The organism is Mesorhizobium sp. M0960, from assembly GCF_040319055.1.
In the GTDB taxonomy this organism is placed as follows: Bacteria; Pseudomonadota; Alphaproteobacteria; order Rhizobiales; family Rhizobiaceae; genus Mesorhizobium.
Genome location: NZ_JAMYNN010000040.1, coordinates 1 through 12424 on the forward strand (window position 1 = coordinate 1; position 12424 = coordinate 12424).

At 58.3% G+C, this 12424-nt stretch carries 13 protein-coding genes and 1 pseudogene; 4 read left to right on the forward strand and 10 right to left on the reverse strand.

Annotation, left to right across the window (positions count from 1 at the left end; all coding sequences use genetic code 11):
* Nucleotides 1–93: 93 nt before the first annotated feature.
* A complete protein-coding gene (locus tag NKH63_RS30800) occupies nt 94–630 on the reverse strand; it encodes a LysR family transcriptional regulator (protein ID WP_352920402.1) in 537 nt (178 codons plus the stop codon).
* Between the two features lie 135 nt (nt 631–765).
* Between NKH63_RS30800 and NKH63_RS30805 the strand changes: the two genes are divergently transcribed.
* Complete coding sequence (locus NKH63_RS30805; protein ID WP_352920381.1) at nt 766–1677, forward strand: DMT family transporter; 912 nt, start codon at nt 766–768, stop codon at nt 1675–1677.
* A gap of 281 nt (nt 1678–1958) precedes the next feature.
* Here the strand turns inward: NKH63_RS30805 and NKH63_RS30810 are convergent, their stop codons facing one another.
* From NKH63_RS30810 to NKH63_RS30850, 9 genes and pseudogenes are all read right to left on the reverse strand, one after another.
* Complete coding sequence (locus NKH63_RS30810; protein WP_352451770.1) at nt 1959–2312, reverse strand: hypothetical protein; 354 nt, start codon at nt 2310–2312, stop codon at nt 1959–1961.
* A pseudogene (locus tag NKH63_RS30815) lies at nt 2305–2550 on the reverse strand (Sua5/YciO/YrdC/YwlC family protein); the annotation flags it as partial. The gene NKH63_RS30810 and the pseudogene NKH63_RS30815, both read right to left, overlap by 8 nt.
* Complete coding sequence (locus NKH63_RS30820) at nt 2531–2881, reverse strand: recombinase family protein (protein ID WP_023722460.1); 351 nt, start codon at nt 2879–2881, stop codon at nt 2531–2533. The gene NKH63_RS30820 and the pseudogene NKH63_RS30815, both read right to left, overlap by 20 nt.
* A gap of 260 nt (nt 2882–3141) precedes the next feature.
* On the reverse strand, nt 3142–3849 hold the full coding sequence (locus NKH63_RS30825; protein WP_352689036.1) for a DUF1906 domain-containing protein: 708 nt from the start codon (nt 3847–3849) through the stop codon (nt 3142–3144).
* Nucleotides 3850–4009: 160 nt separating this feature from the next.
* Entirely contained in the window at nt 4010–4624 is a 615-nt protein-coding gene (locus NKH63_RS30830; protein WP_352920385.1) for a glutamate acetyltransferase, read from the reverse strand.
* A gap of 175 nt (nt 4625–4799) precedes the next feature.
* Nucleotides 4800–5675: an Evf family palmitoylated virulence factor gene (locus tag NKH63_RS30835; RefSeq protein WP_352920388.1), complete on the reverse strand. Its 876-nt coding sequence runs from the start codon at nt 5673–5675 to the stop codon at nt 4800–4802.
* A gap of 138 nt (nt 5676–5813) precedes the next feature.
* The gene (locus tag NKH63_RS30840; RefSeq protein WP_352451774.1) at nt 5814–6509 is read right to left on the reverse strand and encodes a helix-turn-helix domain-containing protein; all 696 of its coding nucleotides are present in this window, start codon (nt 6507–6509) and stop codon (nt 5814–5816) included.
* Nucleotides 6510–6799: 290 nt separating this feature from the next.
* Nucleotides 6800–7732 (reverse strand): LysR family transcriptional regulator, encoded by a 933-nt coding sequence (locus NKH63_RS30845; RefSeq protein WP_352920404.1) that lies wholly within the window; start codon nt 7730–7732, stop codon nt 6800–6802.
* A 235-nt stretch (nt 7733–7967) separates the two neighbouring features.
* Nucleotides 7968–9347, reverse strand: a complete 1380-nt coding sequence (locus NKH63_RS30850; RefSeq protein ID WP_352496682.1) for an alpha,alpha-trehalose-phosphate synthase (UDP-forming) — start codon at nt 9345–9347, stop codon at nt 7968–7970.
* A gap of 569 nt (nt 9348–9916) precedes the next feature.
* Here NKH63_RS30850 and NKH63_RS30855 point away from each other — a divergent pair.
* From NKH63_RS30855 to NKH63_RS30865, 3 genes are all read left to right on the forward strand, one after another.
* Nucleotides 9917–10636, forward strand: coding sequence for a winged helix-turn-helix domain-containing protein (locus NKH63_RS30855; RefSeq protein ID WP_352920393.1), 720 nt, complete (start codon nt 9917–9919; stop codon nt 10634–10636).
* Between the two features lie 176 nt (nt 10637–10812).
* Nucleotides 10813–11037: a hypothetical protein gene (locus NKH63_RS30860; RefSeq protein WP_352920396.1), complete on the forward strand. Its 225-nt coding sequence runs from the start codon at nt 10813–10815 to the stop codon at nt 11035–11037.
* A 732-nt stretch (nt 11038–11769) separates the two neighbouring features.
* Nucleotides 11770–12144: a hypothetical protein gene (locus NKH63_RS30865; protein ID WP_352920399.1), complete on the forward strand. Its 375-nt coding sequence runs from the start codon at nt 11770–11772 to the stop codon at nt 12142–12144.
* The last annotated feature ends 280 nt before the right edge of the window (nt 12145–12424 follow it).

A 12424-nucleotide genomic window follows, 5' to 3' on the forward strand; every position in this document is an offset into this window, starting at 1 on the left:
CCCCAAAATCCCCCCCCCCCCCCATCTCTCTACACTCACCCGACCCCGCCGCCGGGGCCGCCGCGCGCGCGCCCCGGGACCCCGGCGACAGCGCTAAACTGGGGAAGATTCAAACGGCACTTCTGGGGAGTATTGAGCCGGCATCGACACCCGTTTAATCGAGGAGACACGCCGCACGATCAGGTCCTGACCTGTGGTCGTGCCAACGCGAGAAGCGAAATCAACCCGCTCGCGGATGACGTCGAGATGCCGGTTTGTGGCGATCAGTTCGACGGCGATGCGGGGAAACTGCGTGGTAAATCCGTGCAGGAAGGTCGGCATGAAATAGGTGGCAGTTACCTCTGGGCAGGTGATCTTCAGCGTCCCGACAGGCTGTTCCTTGAGATTGGTCAACGCCATGTCCGCGGCCGAGACCTCAGCGCGAACGCGGCGGCAGTATTCGAGATAGACCTGGCCGCTGCCGGTGAGGCTTACGTGCCGGGTGGAGCGATTGAGAAGCCGCAGCCCCAGACGTGCTTCAAGCTGGGCGATGCGCTGGCTGACAGTGGATTTGGGCATCCCGATCCGCCCCCTGGCGCGAGTAAAACTGCCCGTTTCGGCGACTTCGGCCAGAAGGATCATGTCGTCCACGCTGTACAAAGCGACGCATCCTCTCTCGTGTCGTTGCTCATTGTACAATAACACGGACAATGTTTCCGTATAATCAGAATTGTCGGAACGTTCTCGGCTCGGTAGCCTCGGCTGGCGAAGCAGGGAACGCGAAAAATGTCGATCAGTCAGACGGCCCCCAAGGCGGACAGGGTGGGCATCGCCATTGCGGCGATGGTTTTCACGGACCTGACGCTTTCCATCGCGGATGCGATCATCAAGGTCACGATCTCGGACATGCCGCTGTCGCAGTTCATTTTCCTGCGGTCCTGCGTCACGCTGCCCTTGTTGATCTCGATCCTGAAATGGCGCTTTCCGCAGGTGTCGTTGCGCCCAGCCTATCCTGGCTGGGCCATCGTGCGAAGCAGCCTGCTTCTGTCGAGCCTGCTGATCTATTACGCTTCGCTACCGCGCCTCGATTTCTCGATGGCGGCGGCGGTCTATTACACGATCCCGCTGTTCATTACCCTTTTTGCGGCCTTCTGGATCAGGGAACCTGTCGGGGTGCAAGGTTGGGTCGGAGTCGCCCTCGGCTTCATCGGTGTGCTGCTCATGCAGAAGCCGCAGGCCGGCGACCTTGGCATCCATGCCGTGATGCCGCTGGTTTCTGCAATTCTCTACGCTCTGGCGATGGTGCTGACGCGCAACAAGAGCCGTGGCGAAAACCCCTTCGTTTTGGCGCTGATCTTCAACCTGATAGCGATCGTTCTCGGGGGCAGCGCTAGCTTGGCGACCGTGATGGCAGGGAGCGAGGGTGGACAAAGCCTGTTCATGGGCGCGTGGATTCCAATGGGCTGGACCCAATGCGCGCTGATCGGGCTTTTGAGCATGACGATGCTGATCGGCAGCGTCGGCACGGCCATCGCCTACCAGTTGGGACCATCCTCGATCATCTCGACTTGGGACTTTTCATATCTAGCCTTCGCAGTGCTATGGGGCGTCGTGCTGTTCTCGGAACGTCTGGATGCGGCTTCCATGCTCGGTATCATTCTCATCGCACTGGCCGGGATTATCGTCATCCGGCGTTAGCGGCGATATATTGGAGCACCGAGTCCGGATGATGGCTTCGGGCTCTTTGCTACTGTCGCAAAACTGCTTGACCTTCGCACGCTGCAAAAGTCTGCGATTCAATTTTGCCAAACTTGGGAAATTGAGACATTCGGCATCAGGAGATGACAACGATCTCCCTTGAGACAGGTTGAGCGTGACGATTTGGAAAGACCCGTGGGGGGAAGACGTTCGGCCCCGCGTACGTTCGACGACTGCGCAGGAAGCGGCCAATGATGTTTAGCACCTGGCCGAAACCCTCATCACCATCGCCGGCAGAGTAACATCAGCTGGGTCGAACGGTAGCCCGGATTCCGGTCGGCCACAATGAGGTCCGGCTTCGTGTCGAACAGGCTTCGATACAGCCCCAACGCCTGCCTCCACGCGTTCTGGTTCTTCAGCTCGTCGAGGTCGCCGAGATGCTGCGACAGCAGCGCGTTGCCGTCGCCCGCCAGGCAGAACGCGGCCTTTAGATCGCCGCCCGCAGCCAGCGCCCTGACCGGGCCATCGAAGCCCGCCGGCAGCGCCAGCGGCTCCGGCGCGAAGCCGCGCGCGCCGCAACACCGAAATGCCGTGCCCGTCGAATCGCACCACGCTGTCGTCGAGCCGGTTGACAATCTCGCAGTCGTGCATCAGCCAGAAGTCGGCGATCCCGGCAAGCTCCTGCCGCGCCTCGTCATTGTCCGTGCATTGCGGCTCGCCCGAGCGATTGCCGGAGGTCATCACCACCGGACCGTCCAGCGCCCGCAGCAAGAGATGATGCAACGGCGTGTAGGGCAGCATGAAACCGAGCCGCTCGTGCTGCGGCGCCACGCCCGCCGCAACGCCGCAGCTGTCACGGCGCTTCACCAGCACGATCGGCGCCGCTCGGTTCCGGCACTGGCCGGCTTGTCGTCGTGTCGATCGCTTCTGTCAGCGAGCGGAAACCGGCGCTGGTGGCTTCGATCCGCTCCATGATCGTGAGAACGTCCTTGAGTGAGCGAGACAGACGGTCGAGCTTCCAGACGACGACAGTGTCGCTCTCCCTCAAATGATCAAGCATCCTGTGCAATTCCGGCCGCTCCCAGCGACCGCCGGAGGCCTCCTCCTTGAGGATACGCTTGCACCCGGCATCGGCGAGCGCCCTGGCCTGCGCCGTGTTCGACTGGTCGTCGCCTCTGCTCACGCGGGCGTAGCCGATCAGCACTCTGGTTCCTTTCGCAAACGGTCGTTTATGGAAGGCCGAGGGTGTCCACGAGAATACAGGTGCGGAGCCTTTCATAATCCTCTTTCCATTATGGCGCCGTAAGGCAAGCGGTTTGTGAAGGGATGAACGATGCCGGGATATCGATCACGAAGACGCAGCGGGAGAAGCTTCCGGTGCAGCGTGACAAGGCGTGGGCGTGCCTTGTACCGTTCGGGAGGAATCGACCATGCGAAAGCTCTTGCCCGGCCGGGAGCGAAGATTTAGCGCTCCTCGCGCAGCAACTTTGAACAACGCAGACGTTCCTTCGCGTCGCGAGAGGGGAGAGTACCTGCCGGCCCAAATTGACCAAAGTTTTCAAGGGCCGGATTGACGACATTTCCATCGTATCCGAAGCCCCCGATCTCGGAACGCTTTTCCATAAACTTTTGGAAAAGCGACCAATCCCCCTGCTTGAGCGCTTGTCTCGTTCCGGACCATCCCAACGAGCCAGAGAGCCATATATGGTCTACCAGCCCCTGGCGCTTCATGTGGTGTCCGACCGTGCCCGATCCGTAAACGCCAACGAGATAACGGCCAGCCAACGCATTCCGCACACTCCTGAAGTAGGGTGCTATTCGTGCAAGATGCTGTGGTGTGTGGTAGTCCCAATCGACTGCAAAATAGATTCCGGAGCCTTCGGGCTGTCCCAACGCGGCGGCCAGATCAAGCGCACGACCGGAGTCTCGCTCTCCAGCCGCACCATGCAAGTCTCTGATATTGCCGCCCGCGCCACCCCGCTGCTCGAAGGCCACAGCTACCGATATTCCAGCACCATGAAGGGCGGCGAGTTCCTCCCCTGTCAGACATTTTGAGGGAAATGGTGTACTATTCCGATGGTTGTAGTACCGGATTACTGTATTGACGCCAGATTCTGCCAAGCACACAGCAAAATCGCCGACGTTCTGCGGGACGTCGATAATATCGTGCATAGTCCGTCTCCCCGAAGGCCGAAATTGTATGGAAAATGCGCAGTTTATACGGTCACCTCGCCCTCCCACGCTATTTCTTCGCGCAGCCTTTTGATGTCATTTCCCGCAGCCACCAACGCGGCGCAGACGCAATCAGCTATTCCTCTGTTTGCCCTTGGGTCTATTGCAGAATGTCGCTACGTCTCTGACTATGGGACCGCCGGCTGGAGAACAAGCGCAGGTAGTACCGTGAGTCGCTCGGCGAGCTGAAACGGCCGAAAACCTGCGCGATAGTGGATTGCGTTTGCTCGTTTGACAGGTTCAGCGATGCGGAGAGCAATATCGAGGTGATGGCGAGACTGTCAGCGCTTCCAACTTCGACCACGGCAAGGCAGGTTAAAGATAGACGGACTTCCGCGGAGTCGGATTGATCTAGGACGAGGCAATTGAACGCCGTCGGTTCGCCGTGTTTGCTCAGATAGCTACGGATTGCCTTTGCCAGACCGACGCCAGCTTCATTGCCGTCGGCGGCATTCGCGCAAATTGACGCAAAGGCACTGGGCAATTCCGCCACGTCCATCGTGCGGTTTAGCGTTCTTGAAGTCGTGGCGGTTTCCACCTGGTTCGGTACCATTTGCGCGGCATTCTGCCATGCTCGAGAATCCAGAGTCCGGGTTTGGTCTTCGAATAGTTTCTGGACCATGGCAGAGCAAATCCTCTCCGCCTCGAGCGGTCGGCTGCTCTGCGGGCCGATCACCAGGAAAAGGCCCGCAGCTGTTTTTGCGAATGGGTTCATGTCTGCTTCCCTATGGAAGCGGGACCGGAGTTCGCCGGCACCGGGGGCGCGACAGAGCATCGGTAGTTCGCAAGGGCTTACCGGACCGCTCTATCGCATCCATGATGCGGGCGACGTTCGTCCAAATCCACGCTATTGGTTGGGTGCGCTGCTTTCGCGATCAAAGGCCTGACGATCAGACCTGCGGCTTGATGTCTTGTTGCGGCGTCGAGCCACCGTTGAAAAAGTTCTTGGCCTTCTTGAACTGGTCGGTGGAGTTCTTATTCACAAGCTCCTGGAAGTTTTCGTGATCGGGGCCGCCTTTGCGGATCCGACGGGTCTGAACGAGATTGGTGACCTCGGCATAGTCCATGTCGACGCGGACGTAGTGGGTCGACGAACAAGAGGATTTCAGCTCGAGGAAGTGCTCTTTGAACTCGATCTGCCGCAGAACGATTGCTCCGTAGTCGTAATATCCGCCTGCCCCATTATCGAGAAGGTAGCTCTGGTAGGTGCATGTCAGCGCCTTGTATCGCTGCGCCTTGCCGTTTGCACTGAAGGTGAGATTCCCCATTTCTGTAAGGAAGGACTGGAAATCCAGCAGCAACGATGCCCCGTCGGTAATGATCGCCTTGGCAATCAGCGAGAGGAAAGTAGCTGAGACCGACGTCCCGGCCACCTTTTTTGAAAAACTCTTCAGTTTTTGCCTGCCCATAGAGAGATCTGGAATGTTGCCAACAACATCGGTCCATGTGTTGATATCAAGCTTCTGTGCATCGATGTTCGCATAATGGGTATGCATGTAGTCGCTAATAATTCCTCCTATTGCCAGTAGATTGTCCTGATTCTCATTGAGGGTGCCGCTGTACGTCGGATCTTCGGTTTTTTGGCCGATGAGGTGAAACTGCACTGTCCCTTGAGCGTTGGCGATCGTGTCGTCACTGGGGGGCGCAGCATCTAACTGGGCCAAAACAAGGGGCTTGGCGTAGAAAAATGCGGACGCCGCCTCATAGTGTTCTTTGGAATAGCGCTGTTCATGCTCTTGAACATTCACTGAAAATGCGTTCGACATGCTTTATCCTCCTGCTGTGAGACATGAGCGTTGGTCGAGAGCTTAAGGTGCCCAAAGCGCGGAAACGCCTCGGAGATGAGATGATCTTTGCGTGCCCGCGTCGCCTTATACCAATTCGCTCCGGCCCCCACCTTTGCGTTAGACAGGCTTTTCTCTGCGCCGTATCATTTTGCGATAGCGCAGTGGCGAGAGGCCATGAAACGCCTTGAAGGCTGTGGAAAAGTTGTTGCTGTTCTCGTAGCTGAAGGATTCGGCGACCTTGGCGATGCTTTCATGCCCGTTACGCAACCGGTCAGCAGCCTCCGTCATCCGGTAGCGCCGTAGCCAAGTCATTGGCCCGCAGCCAAACGATGTCTCGAAACGGGTGGTGAGCGTTGTCCTGTTGGTCCCTACCATTCGCGCCAATTCGACGCGGGTGATCTGCTGATCGACCCGCTGCGCCAGCAGACTGCATGAATTCTGAACGATCGGATCGGCTGAGAAGAAAGGCGGGGTAGAACGCTGCGCGAACTGAACGATGCAGGCGGTAAGTCTGCGCAGAACTTCCTGCTCGGTGAGCGGCCACAACAGGTAATCGGAATACCCGTTGGAGAAGACCGCTTGTCGATCCAGGCTCTCTTCCAGAACCAGAGCCAGTTTGACAGGTTCGGGCGAGAGCTTCGCACGCCCGTGCTTGTCGTGAATCGGTTCGCGACAATCGACGATGACGATCTGCGCGGAGCGCCCTGCCCGCAATAAACGGTGATCAAGGATATCGATCTGCCTCAGAGAACTCGCGATTAGTGCCAAGGACTTGCATGCTTCGGGGTCCGAGCCAAGATATGCTGCCAGCATGCAGGCACCTCACAGACACCATGGGAAGCTGGCCTGTGGAAGGCTTGGCGCGGCCGAATGGCGGTCGAAGAGAGGCGGTTTTTGGCCTGTATATAGATGGCTGGGCGTATGATACCTTCTCGTCTGGCCCTGTTGCCTCGCTTCAAATTGTCGAAACCGGCACGGTTTCAATGCGCTGGCACAGCAGAGCCAGCTTCCCCTCCCAACGGGCGAGCAGGGCAATAAACTTTTTCCGTCATATCCTGACGATAGCCCCGGATTCGGATCACGTTTCTTGCCTAGGCGACTCATCAGTCACTTGCCTTCCCAGTTGGGATATTTTGCTCTGTTCCCGCCGCCGCGGCGACGGCGATCTCGTGGCGCAGCCAACGATGCTCCGGGTCGCGATGGGAACGCTCGTGCCAAATCAGCGCGACTTCATAGGGTGTCAATTGCACAGGCGGATCCATAATCGCTAGCGGCAGCAAGGCGGCGATCCTGGTCGCGACGCGGCGTGGTACAATCAACAGCAGATCGGTCGCCGCGATCGCCAACGCGGCCGTCAAGATGTTGGAAACCAACACCGGATCGCGACCCTGGAGATCTAACTTGACCAGTTCGTCATGCACCCGGCCGAAGCCGTCTTTGGAGTCCAAGGCAATGGCTGCGTGGCGCAAGGCCGCGAAGCTCTCGATTGTCCATTCCCGCGCCAGGGCTGGATGGTCGTGGCGCAGCAGGCAGGCAAACCGGTCGGAGTAGAGGCTGCGCCTCAAGTATCCGGGCGGCGAGGCGCTAATCTGCCCTATAGCCAAATCGATCTCGCCTAGCTCAAGCCGCCGCATCGCGCCGGAGAGAAGCGGATCGATGACGACGTCCAGATGAGGCGCGTGCTGGCGCAGCCGGGGCAGGAGCCGCGGCAGCAGGACCAGTCCTTGATGATCGGGCATCGCCATTATCGCCTTCGATCGCCAATTGGCTTGGGCAAGACTGCCGTTCACTATCCCGCGGATCGCATCCAGCACCGGCGGCAGCATTCGGCTCAAGCGTTGGGCCTGCGGGGTCGGAACCAGGCCCATGGAGCCGCGAACCAAAAGATCGTCGTTGAAAATGCCACGCAGCCTCCTCAACGCTCGGCTCATCGAGGGCTGGCTCAAGCCCACCTGTCGAGCCGCATGCGTGACGTTGCGGTGTTCCAACAGCGCTTCGAGAGCAAACAGCAAGTTCAGGTCAATCGACGCCAGCATTTGCCGCTGCCGTGTGGCGCGAGGTTCCGCGACAAACGGCTGCGCCCGCTTTTTTGAAGTTTCGCGACTGCAAGCGAGCTCATCCACGGCCTTCTCCTCTTGTCTTAGTAAGCGGTGTGCTCGCGCTAAGCGTCAGCACATTCGGCATCGCTCAGCGAGGCCGAAATGCTGCCTGATTCACTTGGTCGCGGTCAGCCTCATGCTGGCGAAGCTAGGCCCAGGAACGCGGCAAAGCTCAGCGCTGATCCAGGCCTAACAGAAAGTCGTCGCACCAGCGATAGACGTTGTATTCGCGGAGCCGGCCGATCATCGCACGCCAACGATCGATCCGCTCATCTAACTGCATGTCCAGGGCTTCTTCGATGGCCCTCGCCATCGCTTCCGGATCGTAGGGATTGACGAGGATCGCTCCGCCTAGCTCTCTGGCTGCGCCGGCAAAACGCGAAAGCACGAGAACACCTGGATTCTGTGGGTCCTGTGCGGCGACATATTCCTTAGCTACAAGGTTCATGCCGTCGCGGAGCGGCGTGACCAGGCCGACGCGTGCCATGCGGTATAGACCGGCGAGCTCGCTGGGTCCAACGGACCGGTTGATGTAGTGAACGGGCATCCAATCGATCGTTCCGAGTTCGCCATCAACGCGCCCCACCCGCTCGGCGACGTCCTTTTGCATCGCCAGATATGCCGGTATTTCCGTGCGGGATTTCGGTGTGATCTGCAGCAGTTGCGTCTTGCCGATGCGGTGGTCGTTGCTCCGCAGGAAGCGGTCAAACGCGACGATGCGCTTCTCGATGCCCTTCGAATAGTCGAGGCGGTCGACGCCGATCGCGACTTTACAACCGGGAATCCTCTGAGAGGGCTCCTGCAGAGTCTCGCTGCGCGCCGCCTGCTCGGCCAGTCGTTCGAACTCGGCCGTGTCGATGCCGATCGGAAAAACGCCGCAGCGAAACACACGTCCATAGGCTTGGCACACACCGTTTGTGATGGGGTCCGGTAACCCCTGACGGCGCAAGCATTCGGCGAAGTTACTAAGATCGTCATCGGTATGAAAGCCGACGAGGTCATAGCACGAAAGCCCGCGTAGCAAATCATCATAGTGCGGCACGGTGAAGAGGATGTCCGCCGCCGGCCACGGAATGTGCAGGAAGAAGCCGATCTTATTGCCGCAGCCGAGGTTCCGCAGTTCTTTCGCAAGCGGGATCAGGTGATAGTCGTGCACCCATATGACGTCGTCGTCGCTGATGAGCGGCTGCAACAGCTTTGCAAACAGTCGGTTGACGCGCTGATATCCGGACATTCGTGCTTCGGAATACTCGGCGAGGTCGACTCGGCAGTGGAAAACCGGCCAAAGAACCCGGTTGGCAAAGCCGTAGTAATAGTCGTCCAAATCTGTCTGCGAGAGATCGGTAAGCGCATAATTGATCCCGCCGGCCTCCCGGCGTGAGATCGGCCCTGACGGGTCCTCCCCGGCTTTCACCTTCCCCGACCAGCCCATCCATAGGCCGTGCCTTCGCCGGAGCGCAGCGCTCAGCGCAATCGCCATCCCGCCTGGCGGCGGGGAACCATGCTCGTCGGGCAGCGAAACCCTGTTTGAGACTACGACCAGTCTACTCATCTCCACTCTCCTGCTCTCGGACATCCCGCCGTTCATGAAAGCTCCGCCCCCTGAGCGATCTGCACAATAAGACATGCAAGTTCAAAAGAAAGGATAGCATGGGTCTAGAAAGGAGATTGGAATTAGATAAAAGGTTGGGCATCAGGAGTTTCCTGTAGACAGTGGAATTAACATCAAGGCGAGTTCTGCGTCTGATCAATAAATCTCGACGAATCCATACGAATGTCAACTTTTCAGCGATTTAAATTGAAACAAAGCTGAACTGAATTGGAGCCGCCGGGAGAGGAAGTTGGGTGCAAAAGCGCTCCAGTGATGGTGCCAGAGGACCGGAGCGATACGAATCTCAGCGGGGATAAACCCGGTCTGCCGAACGAGTGGTCGCAGAGGACGGACAATCCATCAAAAACTAGCAGGCTTTGGGGGCACTGTTGCGCAGCAGGAACTCCGCATAGGACCTATTTGTCTGCGCTATTCCGCAATACGCCTGATGAAGATTGTCCCACCTGCTGAGCGTCACTAATTTGACTACCGTCCCCGGCAGCCCAAGCTGCAGTCAATAGGAAGTGACCATGAAGAACATTCTCATCGTCGGTCAGGACGCGTTGACGAGAGAACCGCTTATGGGCTTCTTGTCTAAGCATGAGTTTAACATCAGAGCGGTCGAAAACCGCCAGCAGGCCGCCAGCAATATGGCTTCTGAAGCGATTGATCTAGCAATTGTCGACCTGAGCTGCGGCCGAGAGGACGGTTTGCAGTTCGTTCGAGATTTTGGTGCCAAGAAGGATCTTCCGATCATCATCATCAGCGGTGACTTCGTAGATGAGGCCGACAAGGTGATTGGCCTCGAAACCGGCGCTCGCGACTACATTACTATGCCCTTCGGGCTTACGGAGTTCCGCGCCCGCGTGCGCGCCGCTATGCGCCAGCGGCCGGAGCGTGACCGAAACACCATCTACCGTTTCGATGACTGGCGAGTTAGCACCAAGCGTCGGAGCTTGCGCCGGGGAACGGATCCTGACGTCAAGCTCACCGCCGGCGAGTTCAACCTCCTGATGGCCTTTCTCAAGAACCCAGGTCGGGTCCTTTCACGTGAGCAGCTTCTGATGGCGACCCGTGTCTATGATCAGGAGGTCTACTACCGCAGCATCGATGTTCTTATCGTCCGCCTTCGCCGTAAGTTGGGGCAGGATAAGGCGCCGCGCCCGCAGTATATCCGCACCGAGCGCGGCGCGGGGTATATTTTCGACAGTGTCGTGAATATTGAGGAACTAAGGACGCGCCGTGGTTGATGGACGGCCAAGATCGCGCGGGAAGCGAACGTGACCCAGCACCACTGCAGGCGCTTCAGAATATCACGAATAGGGTCAGGCTTTGCCTTCATAGGAATGGCCTCCAGCCACCTGGGCACCTCGTACTATCGGCGTTTCGCGGACCGGTAGGGCCGCGCTGATTTCTGCGTGGACTGATGACGGCGATCGCTTCGGAGTTGGTTGTTGAGATTGCCGATTTTGGCATCGCGGTGGCGGTTTGCGCCGCCTTCGTCGTCATGCGGGCGCAGTTCGCCCCTGGTGCCATACGGCCGGGTGAGATTGTAGGCGAGATTGGCCATGCCGATCTTGGTCTGGCCCGCCCGATGCCGATCGTGCCCACGAACAAGAACTCGCGAGCAGCGGCTGTGGCGGCGACGTAACCTTCGGCCTTGCCGATCGCTTTACCAGTCGCCTTCGCCTGTACCATCAGACCGGCATATTCGCGCGAGGCATCCAGGTCGCAAGCCAAGACGCGATTTCAAATAAGGGGCCTCTCGCGGCGCCGACAAGGTTTCGGGATTTTCCGCTCCTCGCAGGTCGGTAGTGACTGTTGCATACGTGCAACTCAAGCGCGAAGAGTTATCTCAAGGGCAACACTATTCTTGAATTCGGCGGTCAGAATGCGAGTAATCAGCCAAACTCGCCCGATCGAGTCTTCTCGCTACGGGCCACCAATCAACCTGGGACGCCCCTGTGAGTGCCGATACCATTGCTGGCGCAGTGAGCCGGGAGAGCCTCTCTTTCCCATACCTCCGCATTAAACCCGAGACCACTGTGCCAGCCCAGCGCCCTCCGCCGGCTGGCAGCAAGATGACGGCTGCCAAACGATGGGGCTCCGTGCTCTAAAGATAGAAAATGACGTTTGGCCTACTGCACACCGGGATTTTGCCTGTGATCGCTGCCACAAGCCATCGGTGGTCTTGGTGGTAACGAAACCGCATGCGTATGTTTGCCCGCTGTGTCTAGACGGCGATCCTGCCGAGCAAACTGAGCGTTTTGACTAACATTCTCGGCAAGCTTAGAAGGAGTGGTTCGCTCGATAACAACAAACCCCGAAAATACCTCGCTCATTGTCCGGGCCACGCGCTATCTGGATCGTGGAATTTCGTTTCATGAAGAAAACAGCGGCAGTTTTAATGAGAGATGAAGTAACCGATCTTTTAACTGAGTTGGCCCTTTGGGCGAATGTGGTGATGAAATCGGAAAGGGGCGATAGAATTAAAATTTGCGCCGCCTACGACGCCGGTCTGCAGCTAATCGCTGAGCGTACTACGCCCGGGTCTCCGCCCCGACCGGGCATTGAAGCTTGCATCCTGCAGCATGAGAAACTGAAGGCTGCCGAAGACATCAGCTGCGTAGGTTGGATACTGGCCGCGATCGCCACGCGTGTTGGGGAACGAGATCTTCCGAAATGGGAGGAAGCCCAGAAGGTCATTGGCGCCACGGTTCGGTTGCTTAGTCGCTACCGTCAAACTCGCGTTCATTGAAGCCATGGCCGCGTCGGCGGAATGGCATTACAATGCTGTCGAGCATTCCCTGTAGCGTTGCACGGACGGTGACGCCGGTAATTTACGGCTGTATGAACTGAGTGCCTCCGTCTCCGGCTGCGTCAGAAAACAGGTAAGTCAGTCGCTGTCGGGTTGGAAAGAGGAAGGTCGCTGGAAAAGCGCGGCCAACCCGCCTTCGCTTGCACACAGCCTGCGTTTTGCCAGCTCCTCAACCGCAACGTGCTGTCAATCTTCGTCTTGCCATGTCTTGAACGCCGAA

Coding starts and splice junctions, on each gene's coding strand:
- NKH63_RS30805 (WP_352920381.1), top strand. CDS start 766: ATGTCGATCAGTCAGACGGCCCCCAAGGCGGACAGGGTGGGCATCGCC.
- NKH63_RS30825 (WP_352689036.1), bottom strand. CDS start 3,849: ATGCACGATATTATCGACGTCCCGCAGAACGTCGGCGATTTTGCTGTG.
- NKH63_RS30830 (WP_352920385.1), bottom strand. CDS start 4,624: ATGAACCCATTCGCAAAAACAGCTGCGGGCCTTTTCCTGGTGATCGGC.
- NKH63_RS30835 (WP_352920388.1), bottom strand. CDS start 5,675: ATGTCGAACGCATTTTCAGTGAATGTTCAAGAGCATGAACAGCGCTAT.
- NKH63_RS30840 (WP_352451774.1), bottom strand. CDS start 6,509: ATGCTGGCAGCATATCTTGGCTCGGACCCCGAAGCATGCAAGTCCTTG.
- NKH63_RS30845 (WP_352920404.1), bottom strand. CDS start 7,732: ATGCTGGCGTCGATTGACCTGAACTTGCTGTTTGCTCTCGAAGCGCTG.
- NKH63_RS30850 (WP_352496682.1), bottom strand. CDS start 9,347: ATGAGTAGACTGGTCGTAGTCTCAAACAGGGTTTCGCTGCCCGACGAG.
- NKH63_RS30855 (WP_352920393.1), top strand. CDS start 9,917: ATGAAGAACATTCTCATCGTCGGTCAGGACGCGTTGACGAGAGAACCG.
- NKH63_RS30860 (WP_352920396.1), top strand. CDS start 10,813: ATGACGGCGATCGCTTCGGAGTTGGTTGTTGAGATTGCCGATTTTGGC.
- NKH63_RS30865 (WP_352920399.1), top strand. CDS start 11,770: ATGAAGAAAACAGCGGCAGTTTTAATGAGAGATGAAGTAACCGATCTT.